This is a genomic window from Burkholderia oklahomensis C6786 (genome assembly GCF_000959365.1).
In the GTDB taxonomy this organism is placed as follows: Bacteria; Pseudomonadota; Gammaproteobacteria; order Burkholderiales; family Burkholderiaceae; genus Burkholderia; species Burkholderia oklahomensis.
On the sequence record NZ_CP009555.1, the window covers coordinates 1,490,516 to 1,506,755 of the forward strand.

The 16,240-nt window shown below is 65.5% G+C and carries 21 protein-coding genes; 16 read left to right on the plus strand and 5 right to left on the minus strand.

All coding sequences use genetic code 11. The annotated features are described in order from the left end of the window. Window positions 1–17: 17 nt before the first annotated feature. The 4 genes from flgE to flgB all read right to left on the minus strand — a co-directional run bounded on the left by flgE (window position 18) and on the right by flgB (window position 3,188). On the minus strand, window positions 18–1,259 hold the full coding sequence (gene flgE, locus BG90_RS06605) for a flagellar hook protein FlgE (protein ID WP_010112967.1): 1,242 nt from the start codon (window positions 1,257–1,259) through the stop codon (window positions 18–20). 27 nt (window positions 1,260–1,286) lie between these two features. Continuing rightward, window positions 1,287–2,135 carry a flagellar hook assembly protein FlgD gene (flgD, locus tag BG90_RS06610; protein ID WP_010121223.1) on the minus strand — a complete coding sequence of 283 codons (849 nt, stop codon included), beginning with the start codon at window positions 2,133–2,135 and terminating at the stop codon, window positions 1,287–1,289. A gap of 52 nt (window positions 2,136–2,187) precedes the next feature. Next, window positions 2,188–2,613, minus strand: coding sequence for a flagellar basal body rod protein FlgC (gene flgC, locus BG90_RS06615; protein ID WP_010112963.1), 426 nt, complete (start codon window positions 2,611–2,613; stop codon window positions 2,188–2,190). Between the two features lie 83 nt (window positions 2,614–2,696). After that, window positions 2,697–3,188: a flagellar basal body rod protein FlgB gene (flgB, locus tag BG90_RS06620; protein WP_010112961.1), complete on the minus strand. Its 492-nt coding sequence runs from the start codon at window positions 3,186–3,188 to the stop codon at window positions 2,697–2,699. A gap of 236 nt (window positions 3,189–3,424) precedes the next feature. Here flgB and flgA point away from each other — a divergent pair, with 236 nt between their 5' ends. The 16 genes from flgA (at window position 3,425) to BG90_RS06710 (ending at window position 14,631) form a co-directional block, all read left to right on the plus strand. Further along, window positions 3,425–5,026, plus strand: a complete 1,602-nt coding sequence (gene flgA, locus BG90_RS36650; protein WP_045568094.1) for a flagellar basal body P-ring formation chaperone FlgA — start codon at window positions 3,425–3,427, stop codon at window positions 5,024–5,026. A gap of 103 nt (window positions 5,027–5,129) precedes the next feature. Further along, a complete protein-coding gene (gene flgM / locus BG90_RS06630; RefSeq protein ID WP_038802828.1) occupies window positions 5,130–5,474 on the plus strand; it encodes a flagellar biosynthesis anti-sigma factor FlgM in 345 nt (114 codons plus the stop codon). 79 nt (window positions 5,475–5,553) lie between these two features. Next, window positions 5,554–5,994, plus strand: a complete 441-nt coding sequence (locus BG90_RS06635) for a flagella synthesis protein FlgN (RefSeq protein ID WP_010101060.1) — start codon at window positions 5,554–5,556, stop codon at window positions 5,992–5,994. A gap of 861 nt (window positions 5,995–6,855) precedes the next feature. Beyond that, the gene (locus tag BG90_RS06650; RefSeq protein ID WP_010101057.1) at window positions 6,856–7,146 is read left to right on the plus strand and encodes a RebB family R body protein; all 291 of its coding nucleotides are present in this window, start codon (window positions 6,856–6,858) and stop codon (window positions 7,144–7,146) included. 34 nt (window positions 7,147–7,180) lie between these two features. Then, window positions 7,181–7,450, plus strand: a complete 270-nt coding sequence (locus tag BG90_RS06655) for a RebB family R body protein (RefSeq protein WP_010113445.1) — start codon at window positions 7,181–7,183, stop codon at window positions 7,448–7,450. A 38-nt stretch (window positions 7,451–7,488) separates the two neighbouring features. Further along, window positions 7,489–7,755 carry a RebB family R body protein gene (locus tag BG90_RS06660; protein WP_006024228.1) on the plus strand — a complete coding sequence of 89 codons (267 nt, stop codon included), beginning with the start codon at window positions 7,489–7,491 and terminating at the stop codon, window positions 7,753–7,755. Window positions 7,756–7,814: 59 nt separating this feature from the next. Then, complete coding sequence (locus BG90_RS06665) at window positions 7,815–8,087, plus strand: RebB family R body protein (RefSeq protein ID WP_010113444.1); 273 nt, start codon at window positions 7,815–7,817, stop codon at window positions 8,085–8,087. An 88-nt stretch (window positions 8,088–8,175) separates the two neighbouring features. Next, on the plus strand, window positions 8,176–8,367 hold the full coding sequence (locus BG90_RS06670) for a RebB family R body protein (RefSeq protein WP_010101052.1): 192 nt from the start codon (window positions 8,176–8,178) through the stop codon (window positions 8,365–8,367). A 5-nt stretch (window positions 8,368–8,372) separates the two neighbouring features. After that, window positions 8,373–8,906 carry a RebB family R body protein gene (locus tag BG90_RS06675; protein ID WP_010113443.1) on the plus strand — a complete coding sequence of 178 codons (534 nt, stop codon included), beginning with the start codon at window positions 8,373–8,375 and terminating at the stop codon, window positions 8,904–8,906. 49 nt (window positions 8,907–8,955) lie between these two features. Next, complete coding sequence (locus tag BG90_RS06680) at window positions 8,956–9,303, plus strand: hypothetical protein (protein WP_010113442.1); 348 nt, start codon at window positions 8,956–8,958, stop codon at window positions 9,301–9,303. Between the two features lie 43 nt (window positions 9,304–9,346). Beyond that, on the plus strand, window positions 9,347–10,447 hold the full coding sequence (locus BG90_RS06685; RefSeq protein ID WP_010113441.1) for a hypothetical protein: 1,101 nt from the start codon (window positions 9,347–9,349) through the stop codon (window positions 10,445–10,447). After that, window positions 10,444–10,761, plus strand: coding sequence for a hypothetical protein (locus tag BG90_RS06690; protein WP_010101048.1), 318 nt, complete (start codon window positions 10,444–10,446; stop codon window positions 10,759–10,761). The genes BG90_RS06685 and BG90_RS06690 overlap by 4 nt, the downstream gene beginning before the upstream one ends. Beyond that, window positions 10,758–11,126, plus strand: a complete 369-nt coding sequence (locus BG90_RS06695; RefSeq protein ID WP_010113439.1) for a hypothetical protein — start codon at window positions 10,758–10,760, stop codon at window positions 11,124–11,126. The genes BG90_RS06690 and BG90_RS06695 overlap by 4 nt, the downstream gene beginning before the upstream one ends. A 220-nt stretch (window positions 11,127–11,346) precedes the next feature. Beyond that, complete coding sequence (locus BG90_RS06700; RefSeq protein WP_010113435.1) at window positions 11,347–13,197, plus strand: hypothetical protein; 1,851 nt, start codon at window positions 11,347–11,349, stop codon at window positions 13,195–13,197. Between the two features lie 46 nt (window positions 13,198–13,243). Beyond that, complete coding sequence (locus BG90_RS06705; RefSeq protein WP_010113433.1) at window positions 13,244–13,897, plus strand: glycoside hydrolase domain-containing protein; 654 nt, start codon at window positions 13,244–13,246, stop codon at window positions 13,895–13,897. 50 nt (window positions 13,898–13,947) lie between these two features. Continuing rightward, entirely contained in the window at window positions 13,948–14,631 is a 684-nt protein-coding gene (locus BG90_RS06710; protein ID WP_010113431.1) for a glycoside hydrolase domain-containing protein, read from the plus strand. 10 nt (window positions 14,632–14,641) lie between these two features. Here BG90_RS06710 and BG90_RS06715 read toward each other — a convergent pair whose 3' ends face one another. Continuing rightward, window positions 14,642–16,213, minus strand: a complete 1,572-nt coding sequence (locus BG90_RS06715) for a helix-turn-helix domain-containing protein (protein ID WP_010113429.1) — start codon at window positions 16,211–16,213, stop codon at window positions 14,642–14,644. Window positions 16,214–16,240: the final 27 nt, after the last annotated feature.

A 16,240-nucleotide genomic window follows, 5' to 3' on the forward strand; every position in this document is an offset into this window, starting at 1 on the left:
TTATCCGCGAAGGCCGCTTACAGGTTGATGAGCGTCTGGTCGACGGTCTGCTGCGTCTTGATCGTCTGCGCGTTCGCCTGGTAGTTGCGCTGCGCGGTGATCAGCTTCACGAGCTGGCTCGTCAGGTCGACGTTCGAGTTTTCGAGCGCGCTGCCCTGCAGCGTGCCGTGGTTCGTGCTGCCGGGCGCGGAGATCTGCGGCACGCCCGACGCGGCCGTCTCGACGTACTGGTTGTTGCCGACGCTCACGAGGCCGTTCGGATTGTTGAAGTTCGCGAGCACGATCTGGCCGAGCGTCGACGTCTGGCCGTTCGAGTAGTTGCCCGTGAGCTTGCCGTCCGCGCCGATCGAGAACGTCGTCAGCACGCCGCTCGCGAAGCCGTTCTGCGTGAGGTTGTTGATGCCGTTCTTGCCGCCGTACTGCGTCGTGCCCGTCAGGTCGAGCGTCAGGTTCTGCGGGTTCGCCGCGCCCGTCGTCGTCGGAATCGAGAACGAGAACTGGCCGACGTTCGTCGTCGGCGCGCCGGCCGGCGTCGACGTGCTCGTGATCGTGCCCGCCGTGTTGAACTTGACCGAGCCGAGATCGGTCGGCGTCTGGCCCGACGGGCCCGCGTACGCTTCCCACTGACCCGTCGTCGAGCTCTTCACGAAGTACAGGTTGACGTTCTGCGAGCCGCCGAGCGAATCGAACGCCTGCACCGACGTCGTGTAGTTGTAGCTCGTCGGATCCGAATAGTTGAACGGCGTCGTCGCGGGCACCGCGTCCTGCGAGTTCAGGTTGAACTGGCCGGTAATCTTGCTCGTCGCGGTCGGCGCGATGTTGGTCGTCGGCGCCTGCAGCGGCACGGTCGCCGCGCTGTTGATCACGCCGTTCGCGTCGGCCGCGTAGCCCATCAGGTTCAGGCCCTGCGAGTTGACGATGTAGCCGTTCTTGTCGCGCTGGAACGTGCCGTCGCGCGAATACGTGACGACGCCGTTGTTCGACATCTGGAAGAAGCCGTTGCCGTTGATCGCGACGTTCAGCGACGAGGTGCTCGACGTGATCGTGCCCTGGCTGAACTGCTGCTGCACCGACGCGAGCATCGTGCCGATGCCGATCGGATTGTTGACGGCCGACGCGACCGAATTCGCGTACATGTCGGCAAACTGCGCGGTGCTTCCCTTGAAGCCGACCGTGTTCGCGTTCGCGATGTTGTTGCCGATCACGTCGAGGTCGCTCGACGCGCCTGCCAAACCGCTCAAACCTTGTTGATAGCCCATCTCGGTCTCCGTGGCGAAGAAGCTGGATCAGTTGGTGGAAGACGAGGCGCTGCCGTTCGACGCGCTCATCGTGGTATTCGGGAAGATCGATGCGACCTGGCTGAAGCCGACCGTCGATCCGTTCGACAGCACGAGCCCCGGCGTGCCGTCGGCCTGCTTGACGACGCTCAGCACCTGCGCGGACGACAGCGTCGTCGGCGCGTACTGCTTGCCGGACGTGTCGGTGTAGCTCGCGCTGATCGTGTAGGTGCCGTCGGGCAGCTTGTTGCCGGCCGTGTCGGTCGGCGTCCAGTTGAACGGCACGGTGCCCGCCGACTGCGCGCCCGCGTTGATCGTGTTGACGACGACGCCCGACGCGTTCTTCACGGTGATCGTCAGGTTCGACACGGCGCTCGTCAGCTGCACGCCGAACGGCGACGCCGCGCCGCTCTTGACGGGCACGGTGTTGCCCGGCGCGAGCACGTTCGAGCCGATCAGCATCGCCGCCTGCGTCTGCTGGCCGGCCGTGAGCTGCGACGACAGCGACGTGAGCGACGTGTTCAACTGCGCGATGCCGCTCACCGTGTTGATCTGCGCGAGCTGCGACGTCATCTGCGCGCTGTCGACGGGACTCGTCGGATCCTGGTTCTGCAACTGCGTGACGAGCAGCTTGAGGAACGTCGTCTGCAGGTCGCTCGCCGACGTGGTCGACAGCGAGCTCGCGACGTTGATGTTCGCGTTCGAGCTGCCGGTGCCGGTCGCGCCGTTCGTCGTGCTCGTGCCGGTCGTGCTCGTGCCCGTCGTGCTCGACGACGAGCTGTTCGCGCTCATCGTGTCGAACGGCAGCGTGTTCACGGTCGTGCCGCTGCCGCCGATGGTCGTGAAGGAGGATGTCATACCGGTTCGCCTTCCTCTGCTATGCGTGTTTCGGTCGATGGAAAAGGGTGCGTCAGTTGCCGATCGTCAGCGTCTTCAGCATCAGCTGCTTCGCGGTGTTCAACGTCTCGACGTTCGCCTGATACGAGCGCGACGCGGAAATCATGTTGACCATCTCCTGCACCGGATCGACGTTCGGCATCGTCACGTAGCCGTTCTGGTCGGCGGCCGGGTTCGACGGGTCGTAGGCCGTCTTCATCGGCGACGGATCGTCGATCACCTTGGTCACCTGCACGCCGCCGACGCCCTGGCCCGACGCGGTGCGCGCGCGGCCCATCGGCGCGGTCGCGAACACCACCTGCTTCGCCTTGTAGGGCTTGCCGTCGGGACCCGTCACGCTGTCGGCGTTCGCGAGGTTCGATGCCGTCACGTTCAGACGCTGCGACTGGGCCGACATCGCGGAACCCGCGACGTCGAAAATGTTCATCAACGAAGGCATGCGTACTCCTTATCGCGTTGCGCGCTCATCCAAACGTTTCCCGTGACGCGCGCAGCACGCGGGAAACGCGCCGAAGCGGCGCGTCACGAACTCGAATTCGACGTGATCGCGGCGATCATCGTCTTGATCTGCTGCGTCATCACCGTCATCCCGGCCTGGTAGTGCACCGCGTTGTCGGCGAACTGCACGCGCTCGGTGTCGAGATCGACGGTGTTGCCGTCGAGCGCCGGCTGCTGCGGGATCCGGTACTGCGCGCGGCCGTAGTCGTCGCTCGGGCCGCCCGTCGGGATCAGCTTCACGTTGCCCGCCATGTGCGAGCCCGACGTCGTCGCCATCGACATCCCGCTCGTCACGCCGGCCGGCTGCGCGAGCGGAAGCTGCGCCGCGTTGCCGGCGGAGCGCGCGCCGTCCTGCTTCAGCGCACGGGCGAGCGTCGACGAGAAATCGACGTCGCGCGCGCGGTAGCCGGGCGTGTCGGCGTTCGCGATGTTCGACGACAGCAGTTCCTGCCGATACGTGCGCACGTCGAGCGCCTGGCGGCCGAATGCGAATTCGGCATCGAGTTTGTCCAGCATCTGCGAGTCTCCGTCTGAAGATGCGCCGCTCTTTCGCCGCCTGCGGTCGACCGCGAACCGCGGGCGGCTGACCACGGACGGCCAAAGAGGCTTTTTCCCATGGGACGCATGGTAGGCGGACGACGCAACGGGCAATCGGGCGAATAACCGGCAAAGGGCCCCTCTATTCGCGGTTTGCCGGCGAACGCCCATCCCTAGAATGCAACTCCGTACCAAACGGTTTCGAGGAGGGCGCGATGACGACAGACGCAAGCCGCGCGACGCGCACGCGCTTTGCCGTGGCGCTCGCGCTGGCGGGCTGGATGTGCGCCGCGCTCGCGCAGCAGGCGGGCGACGGCGGGATGATCGTGATTCCGGGCCGCGGCGAATCGGCGGAGATGGCGCTCGCGAACGCGAACGCGGCGAATGCGGCGAGCCCGCACGGCGCCAATGCAGCGGGGGCGGGCGCGCCGGCCGCCGCAGGATGGAACGGATCGGGCAATGCGGCAAGCGCGGTCGGCTGGAACGCTCAGGCCGCCGCGCAGGCGGCCGCCGCGTGGAACGGCCGAGCGGGCGCGCCGTCGGAGGCCGGATCGAACGATTCCGCCAACGCCTCTACGGCAGCCGAGCAGAGCAACGGCCAGATCGTGATCGAACCGGGTCCGGCCGCATCGAACGGCCGGATTGCGGCGTCGCCCGCAACCGGATGGAACCGGACAGCGAATGCGGCCGCCCCGCGAAGCGGATGGACCGGCGAAGCGAATCCCACATCGACGACGGCCGGATCGAACCTTCCCGCAAGCGCCGCGTCGGCGAGCGCCCGATGGAGCAATCCGGCCGGCGCGACCGCGCCCGGCGCAGCGAACCGGAGCAATCCGCCCGCAAGCGCCGCTGCCGGCGTCAATCCCGCATTCCGCGCGGGCGCCGCATCGCGCGCGCCGGTCAACGCGCAGCAGATCGTGACGGTCGTCGCGCAGGGCGCGGCCGCGCCCGCTGGCCGGCCCGCGAACGCACGGTCGGCCGCCCAGCCGTGGCAGGCCCAGCGCGCCCAAGCCGCCGCCGCGCAAGGCGGCGTGATCCCCGTCTCGTTCCGCTCGGAGCCCGCGCCGCGCGCGCTGCCGGCCCGTCCCGCGCCGATTCGCACGGCCGCGCCCGCAGCGAACGCACCTGGCGCGCAGACGGTCGCCGCATCGGCCGCCTCCGCCAACGCGACCGCCGCCGCCCCGGTCCCGGCCGGCCAGCAGGACGGCGAAACGATCCGCCGCGCGGCGCTCGCGTTCCTGCAGCAGCAGGCGGCGGGCCTGCCCGGCAAGACCACCGTCACCGTCGCGGCCGCGTTCCCGCGCGGCCTCGCCGCGTGCACGACGCTCGAGCCGTTCCTGCCGTCGGGCGCGCGCCTGTGGGGCCGCACGACGGTCGGCGTGCGCTGCGCGGGCGAGCGTCCGTGGACGATCTATCTGCAGGCGAAGCTCGCCGTGCAGGCGACCTACTACGTCGCCGCGCGCCAGATCTCGCCCGGCGAGGCGCTCTCGGCCGCCGACCTCGTCGCGCGCGACGGCGACCTGACGATGCTGCCGCTCGCCGTGATCACCGATCCGACCGAGGCGGTCGGCGCGACCGCGCTCACGCGGGTCGCGGCCGGGCTGCCGCTGCGCCGGGATCTCCTGAAGAGCGCGGCGTCGGTGTCGATCGGCCAGACGGTGCGGGTCGTCGCGTCGGGGCAGGGATTCACGATTTCGGCCGAGGGCAGCGTGCTCAACAACGCGGCGCCCGGCCAGCAGGTACGGGTGCGGATGGCGGCGGGCCAGATCGTCACGGCGATCGTCAAGGACGCCGCGACGGTCGAAATCCCCCTCTAAGATTGCAAACTTTCGTTGATTCAGGGATTTACCGAAAAACGGGTGCTAAAGTTCGGGCCGGCCTTGCCGTTATCGTGGTCAAACCCGTACAGGAAACACCATCGTGAAAGTCGATTCCACCACTACTTCGAACGCCCGCACGCTGTCGAACGCCAGTGCGGGCGCGGCTCGCACGCAAGCCGGCCAGCCGGCCGCGGCCCAGGCGCCAGCCGGCGCCGCGGGCGCGCCGACGGGCGGAGACGCGAACGTGAGCCTGTCCGGCCTGTCGTCGACGCTGCGCAACCTGGCCGCATCGGGCAGCGCCGACATCGATACCGCCCAGGTCGAGGCGATTCGGGACGCGATCAAGAACGGCACGCTGTCGATCGACACGGGCAAGATCGCCGACGGCATCCTGCAGACCGCCCGCGAGCTGCTGAAGCAGCCGCCGCAATCGGGCAACGGCTGAACCGGCTTCGCGGCCGGGCGAAGGAACGCGAAACATGGCGCGCGGACGGTCCGCGCGCCGCCATGTCGAGCCAAACGAGATGAGAGACGAACTGCTGGCCACGGTCAACGACGAGCACGCGACGGTCGAAGCGTTCGCGTCCCTGCTTGCCTACGAGGAAAAGGCGCTGACGACGGCGTCGCCGCTCGAGGCGCTGCCGGGCATCGTCGACAGGAAATCCGAGCTGATCGAGAAGCTCGCGCACCTCGAACGCCGGCGCGACACGCTGCTCGCGTCGCTCGGCCTGCCGGCCGGCAAGACGGGGATGGATCGCGCGGCCGAAAACGACGTGCGTCTCGCGAACGGCTGGCAGTTGCTGCAGCAATCGGCCGAACGCGCGCGCCACGCGAACGCGATCAACGGGATGCTGATCCGCATCCGGATGGACTACAACGAACGCACGCTGTCCGTGCTGCGCGCCGCGCCGCAGCGCAACGGCTTTTACGGGCCGGACGGCCGCGTCGCGGCCGCCGCGCGCTAGGGTCTCTTGTCCGGATGCACCGAGCGCGTTTCATGATCGACGTGAGCTCGGAAGCGCGCCGTGTCGCAATCGACCGTGATCCACTCGCGGCGGCCGCCGTTCCGGCGGCTTGCGCCGCCCGCTGACTTCGTTTCGCCCTTCTCGTCATCCAGGTGGCGGATCGGCTCACCGCCCAAGACGCTCAAAGATCGCCTTCTCGAGCACGGCAAGCTGCTCATGGATGAGCTGCCCGGTCCCGCGTCCCGTGCGCCATTGGCCCGATCGTTCCGGGTCCGGGTCCGCATTCCGGGTCCCCCTCGCTTCCCCCTTGCGTTTGTGCGGCATAGCGGCTCCTTCGTCGTCCGTTTGCGCCCCGCAAGCAAGCATTCGGTCAGGCCCTGCGTTCACGTCGAACCTGGCCAGCAAACCGCCTCTTCCCGTCGCAAGTCGTAAGTCCGGCTTATCGCCGCGTTGTCTCGCTTTCTTTTCGCCAAAGCCGCATTGCCTTGCCGGTATGCGCGTCCTTCTCGGCGGCAATCGAGGAAAACACTCAAGACGGCTTACCGGTCCGGCGTCGCGCTCTTTGTCCCTCCGGATCCAATCGGAAATTCCACCGCAAATCGGCGTTTTTTCCGCATGCCGCGTTTCATTCCGCAAAAGGCACTGGAAACCAATGCAGCGAAATCGCTGATCCGCATGGGCGGTCGGTTTTGGCTGATTACAACGGTTGTCGCGATTCGGCGCCGTGTTTTCCATCGGCTGCGCCAATCGCGCTCGCGATGGCTTTCCTACGATGTTTTCACGGCCCTACCACGCAGCGCAGGGTACGTACCGGAAGAACATCCCGCCGCAAGGCAGCCTCACATTTATCCAGGAGCCACCATGGCATTCCCGACCAGCGTCAATGACCAGATCACCGATTCCGTCACGCAGGCCAATACCAAGGTATTGGGCGACGCGCCGGCGATCGCGATGGGCAACCTCTATCAGGCCACGGCGCAAGCGCTTGCCAACACCGCCCACAACGCCACCAACGCCCAGCAGCAAAGCTACGTCACGACCCAGGCCGCCACCACGATGGGCGTCGCGACGCTGTACTCGCTCGACACCGCCGCCACCGGCGTGGCGACCAAGGACATCCTGAGCACCGGCGTCCGCGGCCTCGGCAGCTGATAACCGAAGCCCATAAACCATTGAGGAGCCCGACATGGCTTTTCCGACCAGCGTCAATGACCAGATCACCGATTCCGTCACGCAGGCCAATACCAAGGTATTGGGCGACGCGCCGGCCATCGCGATGGGCAACCTGTACCAGGCCACGGCGCAAGCCTTGGCCAACGCGGCGCACAACGCGACCTATGCGCAACAGCAGAGCTACGTCACCGCGCAAGCCGCCACCACGATGGGCGTCGCAACGCTGTATTCGCTCGACACGGCCACGACCGGGGTAGCCACCACGAAGATCCTCGGCACCTGAGGATTGCCGGAAACAGTTGACCCCAAGGAGTTGAGCACATGGCCTTTCCCACTGCCGTCAACAACCAGATCACCGATTCGGTGACGCAGGCGAACACCCAGGTGCTGGGGGTGTCTCCGTCCATTGCGATGGGCAACCTGTATCAGGCCACGGCGCAGGCGTTGGCCAACGCAGCGCACAACGCGACGCTGGCGCAACAACAGATGTACGTCACGGCACAGGCTGCGACCACGATGGGTGTCGCGCTGCTGTACTCGTTGGATACCGGCAGTACGGCAATGGCGACGAAGAAGATCCTCGGCTGAGAGCCCATGCGTTGATCACCGACCTCCACCTGTCATCCATATATGAAGGAGCATGAATCATGGCATTTCCCACTTCAGTCAACAGCCAGATCACCGACTCGGTTGCGCAAGTCAACACGAAGGTGCTGGGCGACGCGCCATCCGTCGCGATGGGCAACCTGTATGTGGCAACGAGCCAGGCGCTGTCGAACGCCGCACACAACGCCACCAACAATCAGCAGCAATCGTACGTGACGATGCAGGCATCCACCACGCAGGCCGTGTCCACGCTGCTGACGGTGGAAACGGGCACCACGGGCGCTGCCACCGCGGAGATTCTCGGGCTGAGGTAACCGCGCCTGACGCCCGCGGCCGACGCACTGGGGCACGCGGGCGTCGCGCGCATCGGCTATCGGGTACCCGGCAGCACCGGCCCGCGCGATGCCACAGCTCGCCGTAGATCAAACGGCCGCCGCCGCGATGGCCATGACCTATCTCGCGATGGCCGACAGCATCGGCATCGCGATGAGCAATGCCGTCGCCAATCAGCAGCGAGGCCAGGTCATCGCCGGCGCGGCCACGACCCAGGTTCTCGCATTGATCATCGCAAAGGGAAGCCAACAGGGAAGCTAATCGCCATGAGCACCGATGACAGCACCGTCAACAGTCAAATCGTCGACGCCGTCAGCAACGTCGTCACGCTGACCACCGGCCAATCGCCGTCACAAGCGTTCGGCATGCTCGACGCCGTCCTGCTGGAAACGCTCGGCATGGCCATGCACAACGCGGTGAATCGCCAGCAAAGCGCCGGCATGATCAATTCGGCCGCGCTGACGGCTGCGTGCGCGAAGATCCTCGCCGTGCCGTTCCCGGCGCCGCCTCCACCTCCGCCGCCCGCGCCGCCACCGCCGCCCGAAGTGCATCCGCTGCCGGGGCCCGACGAATCAATGTCGCCGGCCTCCGTCGTGGAAGCCGCCGTCAAGGAAAGCGAGACGGCCTTCGGCGAAGCCAAGGCCGCCCTCGACGAGCTGAAGGCCTCGGCCGACACGGCCGTGAAGGACGCGGGCGACGCCGAGTATGCGCTGGACCAGTTCGCGCAATCGGTCACGGTCGCGCTGTCGAAGCCGGGCAGCGACACGCCGAACCACGGCGGACCGAGCGGCAAGAATTGAAGGATTTCGCGCTGCCTGCTGACACACTCACTCCACCGAAGGAAATGTCATGGATCCCTCGAAGGTCAACTCTCAAGTCATCGACGTGATCAACCAGAGCCAGCTCGCGACGATGAGTCCGCAGGTGGTGTTGACGAGCGGCGCGGGCAAGGCCTATCAGTCGGTCGCCCAATCGACCGCGCTCGCGGTGCAGGACGCGACCGACGCGTTGCGCAACATCACCACGATCGCGACGACGGCGGCCGGCGTGGCGATGGCGCAGCTCCTCGCCACCGGCAAGCCGCAATACGCGACGGCGCTCACCCAGGCGCAGGAGATGATGAAGTCCGCAACCGACGACTACGCGAAGATCGGCTCGGCCGCCGCGACCGTGCTCAAGGGATTCCCGGCCGGCTGAAGCGAACCCGTAAGCCCCCGCAGTCCGATCAAGGAGCATCGCCATGACCGTATCCGTTGCCGGCAAGCTGATACCGCTGCCCAACGCGCTGTCCGACATCGGACGGCTCGCGCTCGCGTTCGTCGACGGCGGCATAGAGTGGCTGGTCTGGGCCGCCACCGCGCCGTCGGCGCGCTACGACTTCGCGGACGAGACGGAGCTGATCGCCACGGTCCAGCGAGGGCTGCACGCGTCGCGCTACACGCTGCTGCCGCAGCTCGGGCTGACGATCAGCCCGGTCAAGCTCATGACGCTGAGCCTAGCCGACTTGAACACCCTCGCGCGCGCCGAGAGCGGCGACGGCTCTTCCGTCGTGGCCGCGCAAGTGGCGAAGGTCCTCTCGGAACACGGTCTCGTCACCCGCGACGAGCTGACCGCGGGCGTCAGCTTCCTCGCGCAGTTGGGCGTCAAGTCGGCGCCACTGTTCCAGGCTCTCGGCTTCGACGACAGCCTGGCGGTCACGAACCTGATGCACCTGCCGCAGGGCGCACGGCAACAGCCGCTGCAGCAGGAGGCCGCATCGTTCGCGTTGAAGCAGGCGCGCACCGTGCTCGAATTCTGCGACTTCTACCGCTTCTATCTCGACTACGCGCAACAACTGAACAGCAGCGCCGCCACGCCCGAGCGGCGCGAAGCCGCGGCTACGGACGCCTCGGAAGCGCTGCTGCCGATTCTTTTCGGCGCACTGGACTGTCCGCAGGTGCAGGGCCTGGCGGGTCCGTCCGACGTCGCGCAGACCGTGCGCAACTGGCTCGCTCAAGGCCGAATGGTGGGCTTTGCGAGGCTGTCGCAAGGCGCCCAGCAGATCGTTCAGCACACCGCCTACAAGGGCGAGACCGGCGAAGCGGCCAAGCGCATCGTCGAGCTCTTCATGCACGCGGCACAGTCGTTTCTGGCCGCCCACCAGCCCGACCGCGGCACGATGGGCCAGGATGGCGCGACCTGTCTGTTCCCCATCGAGTCCGCTCAATTGCGTGCTGAATTGCAGTTGAGCGGCAACGGCGTGATTTCGCTGAACGACTTCGGCGCGAGACCAACCGCGCCGGCAGCGCTCGCGCCCGCCGTGACGGAAACCGCAATCGCAGAACAGGAGAACGTATCGTGAGCATTCCCAAGATACCGATTTCGAACGCATCCGAACGGCCGGAAGACTCGCAAGCGGCGGCCGAGCGGCTGAGCGTGCGTGCCCCTTCCGGCGTCGCGCCGTCCATCACGCCGGCCGACGTACCGGCTGAATTCACGAACCCGCACGCCGCCGTCGCCGACATGCGCAAGGAAGCGCGCGCGAAGGCTCAGCAGATGGTCGTGGAAGCCAAACTGGCGCTGCTGGAATCGCTGCGCGCATTGCACACCGGCGGAAAGACGGATGTCGTTTCCACCGTTGCGGTTCCGGCGTCGAAAAAGCGAGGCGAGCGATGAATCCCCAAAACGACGAGTCGACACCGAATCTTCCCGAGTCCATTTCGCAGATCGCCGAGATGCAGGCGCAAAAGGCCGTCGATCACGCGGTCGCGGCCAGCGACGAGGCGATGCGGGCCGCGTTGAACAGCACGGCGCACGCAGGCGCAGCCGATGGCGATCATGCCGCGCGCGAAGCGATGACGCTGGCGGAGCAGGCGCTCGCGGCCGCGCTGAGCGGCGCGGCCGCCGGCGAAGCCGCCGTGGCTCAGGCTTTGCGGCAAGCCGGAGAAGCCGGGCCCCGTGCGGCCGAAGAGGCGCAGCGACAGGCGGAGCAAGCGATGGCCGCTGCGGCGGCGGGGGCCTCAACATCTCGGGCGGAGTAGCGCAAGAACATCCTCGGCTTCAAAAGAGGGCCGCTCGCGGCGGGCGGCTTCGCGTCACGCCAGGTAGCGATCGAACCGCCGCAGAACGAAGCCGATGTCTTTTGGACTGCCGATGATGAATTCGTCGTGATGCGGCAAGATCGTTCGAGCGCTGTCATTGGAACTTAGTCCAGGAGCATGTATGGAAGAAACGCCCGAACAGCGATCGGCACGGCGTGCGATGAGCGCCTGGCTGACCAAGCAGATCAACGATGTGGCGACGCCCGCCGGCATCGCGACGCCAGCCATCCGCAGCCAGGTCCTGGAGGCGCTGCAGGAGATCGATGCCCGCATCGCCGAACTGAACCGGTCGCTACAGGAGAAGTACCACGTTGCCCCGGGTCGGGAACTGGTGAAGTTCTACATGAAGGGCGGCAATGCATTCGAATGCGTACTCGACCCTCACGGAGAAGCTGCGATGCAAAACGGCGGCGGCACGTCGGACTGGGATACGCAGATCATTGTCGATCCGTGGGCGCCGGTGCCGCTGCAAGCCATCATCTATGGCCTGCTGGAGGAATTGGTGACGGACACGATGATCCAGGCCGGCGTAGATATCGCGTTGGCGGCCGGAGACTTTGCCGACGGAACGGTCGCGCGCTGGACGACGCGGCGAGCCGATCTCAATGGAGTGAACTACTCAGCCTATGCGCTCGAGTATGACGACCCGCAGTCGCTTCGGCAGGTGTTCGACCAGCAGCGACTGGGGCTCTGGACCAACGACCGGCGCCGGGTGTCTGCGCCAGACATCGACCACCCGGAACGCATCCCAGGCATCCTGCTCAATGACGCGATCCGGCCGTTCATCCTGCACCGGCTCGGCTACACTTGGCACGCAACACTGAATCCCCAGTCGCAGGATCAATGGAACGTGGGGGATATTCGCAAGCCGGTTCTGATGGAGCTGATCGACGTCACGCTGCCGCGGCGCGACACGATCGAGGCGGTGGCAGTCTGGGAGGAACTGGCTCAGGGGCAGGTCACCGTCACCGACCAGGCGGTCGCAGTGGATCGCCCCAATGAGGACGGCACCCTCGTGTTCCTGCCGTTGCCGGACATCATGTACCACCTGCGCGAAATCGCCACGATGCTGTGCGAGATCGCGGACGGCAGCTCGCGTCATCCGGATAAGCTCGAAAGGCGCTTCAAGCGCTTCAAGCAAATCTGGATGCTAGGCGGCCAAGAACAAATAGGCAACCAAGAACAAATCGGACACATACTCAGCAAGATGGCCGGAGTGGCGAACATCGGCGCAAACCCTCCTGTGCACAAGGAAAACGTCACCCAGTGCATCGAAAAATACGGCGGCGATCTGAAAGACGCCATTCTGAGAGACAAGGACGCCGCGTTCAAGCTAGCGCGCAGCCTGATGGACTGCATTGCCCAAAGAACGGCGGAACAAGACCACAGCTTCACTGAGAATGGCCTCGTTAGCCTCTCGTGGCTGAAAGACTTCGACAGAGGGCGAAACGAGCTAAGGGAAATCGTCGATGAAGTTGCCAAGGGCGTGCCCGACGTCGTCGAGGGCGCGCTCGAAGCGGCGTATAGCGACGATCTGGTGCTGATCCGCTTCCTGGAGGAGAACGAATACCTGACGCCGAGGCAAATCGGGCTGTCGGGCGTGTTCAGGGCGGCCGTGATTCGCGTGCGAACCCCGATGCAAGTGGATGCGCTCGGCACGTTGTTCCTGGCTCGGTTCGGCCTGCATTTCGACGGGCCCAAGAGCGCCGAGGCCGAGCATTCGGTTCGCTACCGGGCCTACGGCGTGCCGCGCGCTACCGGCATCACCCACGAACTGACGATGGTGGCGTTCGACGAGGGGAAGGCGACCACCTATCTGTCCATTACCACCGCAACTCCCGGCGAAGCGCCGTTCCGGCGCGACGCGGTCAACCCCTACGTGAACTTTGCGTCGTTGCCGGAAATTGCCGCGCAACGCAAGATCGCCGCGGCACTGATCGAAGACTACCTGATCCGCAACGTAATCTCACGGCAATACGAGGCGCTGAAAACGCTGCTTCCCGTGGTGTGATCGAGCGCCTGGCGAGGCCGCGCGCCGTCAAAAAAGGAGCAATGGCATGACCTTCTACGCAGGATTCGACATCGACGAGTTCCCTGGTCTAGACCAGCTCGCCTGGTTGAAGAAGGCCACCAACCTAAGTTGGTGCGGCTACCCTCTCGCCGACCAGTGGAAAGGCCGTCGCATAGACCTGATCAAACAAGGCTGGGGCCTGCTGCCCGTCTATAAGAGCCAACAGACTGATCCGACTAATTCGAATCCCGAACAGCAAGGTAAAACGGACGGCGAGCAAGCGGCCGACCTGATGCGTAAAGAAGGATTTCCACGGAACGCCTACGTGTTCATCGACTGGAAAAGCAGCAGCCTTCCCGGTAACGCCCAGACCTATCTCAGCGCGTGGGCCGACACCGTGCAGAAGAATGGCTATATGCCGGGCGCCCACTGCTCGACTGCCTTGGCCTCGTCCATCGCGTCGCTGATGGACAAAGCTGCGGCGAAGCCGCGCATCTGGGCGACGAAGGCGCCGACCGACGAGCCACATCTGTATTCAGGCGCCGTCAGCGACTTTCCGGCCAAAGACCCCGCCGGCTCCGACTATTCGACCGCGACGGCCTGGCAATACCAGACCAACGCCGTGTTGATGCTGTGGACGATGCAGGTGGACTTGAGCTCATCGACGCTGGAAAACCCGTCCGCACCTTCCGCATCCTAACTGTCTACGGAACGGTTCGCCGCCGCGAGCCATCGAAAAGGAGCAACACCATGTCGTTCTATGCTGGCTTCGACACCAAAATCTTCCCCGGCCAACTGCAACTGGACTGGCTGAAGTCCAACAGCAACCTCAGTTGGTGCGGCTACTATCTGGCTCCCACGCCGAACCATCCCGACAAAAGTTGGATGAGCAACCGCCAGGCGTTGATCGATCAAGGCTGGGGGCTGCTGCCCATTTATGTAGGCCTGCAATCAGGATCGAAAAATCTGACCAAAGCCCAAGGCGCCACCGACGGCTCACAAGCCGCTCAACTGGCAGGTTCCGAAGGCTTCCCGCGCGACTGCTACCTATACATCGACTGGGAAGACGGCAGCCCTCTCGACAACAATGCCCAGGCCTATCTCGGCGAGTGGGCCATCGGGATCATGAAGAGCGGATATCAACCCGGCATCTATTGCTCGCACAATCTGGCCGCCTCGATGGCAACGCTGATGGCCGGTCTGAGCCCATCGCCCGAATTGCGCATCTGGGCATGGAACGTGCCGACGACGAACCGGCAACCGTATTTAGGCGCCCTTGACGCATTCCCCGCCGTCACGCCCGCCGGTTGCGGCTATGCAAGCGCCATGGCGTGGCAACACCTGCAAAACTGTGAGCTGATGCCGGGAACGATACAGATCGACCTGAGCGCGTCGAACCTGAAAGACCCGTCCGCCCCGTCCATATCGCGATGACAGCGGCCCGTCACGCAACCGAACTCCTGAATTCGCGCGGACTCAACCCCACGATGCGCCTGAAGCTTTTTTCGAAATGACTCAAGTCGCCGAAGCCAACGCTCAGCGCGACTTCGGTCACGCGCGGACAGTCGTCGCGCATCAGCATTTCCTTCGCCTTCTCGATGCGAATTTGCTGGAGCAGCGGCTTGAACGCGACATTCAACGTGTGACGGAACAGATAGCTCAAATGCGACGGACTCACGTGGGCGTGCTGCGCCAACTGCTCCATTGAAATCGGATTGGCGTAATGTTCACCAAGATAAAGCAGCGCCCTGCGCAGCGCCTTATGCAATCGCGCCAGCTCCGCGCCGTTGCGCGTCATCGCACACCGTGCCCAGTGGGCCGGCATCGCCGACGATCGCAACGTGGCGACATCCGGCGCCATCGTGCGCCGTGACGTCTCGTCGTCTCGATCGGCGACGCGCGTCGCGCCGACACGCTCGCTGCGCGGTTGCGAAATCACCCACGGCACGTGAAGCGCGACATCCGCGCGGCCAATCGCGGCATCGCCCGTCATGACCGCGAGACGCGCGATCACGCGCTCCAGCTCATACAGATTTTCCGGCCACGCATAGAGCCGGCATATCTCGAGCAGCGCGTCGCTGCACTTGCGCTCCGCGACATAGCCATGATGTTCGAGCGCCGCGACGATCAGCGGCGCGATGTCGTCCGGGCGCAGGCGAAGCGACGGCACCGTCACCGACAGGAAATCCAGTTCGGCCAGCAGGGCTTGCGAGAATCGCCCCTCTTCCACGCATCTTCGCAAGTCGGACGTCGTCGACGCGACCACGCGCACCTCGCACTCGTCCGGCACCACCAGCCATTGCCCGAGCCGCGAGTGCAGATGCTGCCGCAGCTGGTTCTGAAGCCGGGGAGCAAGCTCGTCGATGCCGTTGAAGAACAAGGTGCCGCCCGCCGCCTGTTTGAACCATTGCGCCGGCTCGCCGGCGGGATCGGCGCAGTTGACTTCGACGAACGGCCCGTCCCGCCGAGGCCCGCAACAATGCAGCGCCGCCGCCAACAGGGCTTTCTCGGTGCCGAACTCGCCGGTGAGCAACACGGGCAACGTGCTGTACGACGCCTTTTCGACGAAAACCTCGACATGGTGCAACGGCTCGGACACGCCCACGAGCAACAAGCTGCGGCTCAGACGTTGCTGAGCCCACCGTTGCACGTCATAGCGCTTGCACAGCAACGCGCAGCGATATGCAAAGGCGGCTCCCCGCTCGGCGAAGGCGTCCGATCGATCGGCGGCGCCCCGTCCATTCAGCCGCAGCGTGCCGAGTTGCTCGCCCGCATATGTCACTGGGAATCGAGCCGAATGCGCGGCCGGTGCAGTATGTGCGTCGACGTTCGCTTCCTCGAGCCATGCGAGATCGAACTGTTCGCCGCTGCGATTCAACTGAAGGACGCCCACGCCGCGCAGCCGCAAGGACGCGCTCCCCAGGCCCAGTTGCCGGACGAATGCGCGCACCAGCGATTCGAGCAGATCCGAAAGCGTTCGATATGGTCGATAGACGCTTCGCAACAGCGATTCCACGTCGTTGGCCTCGTTCGGACGTTGACG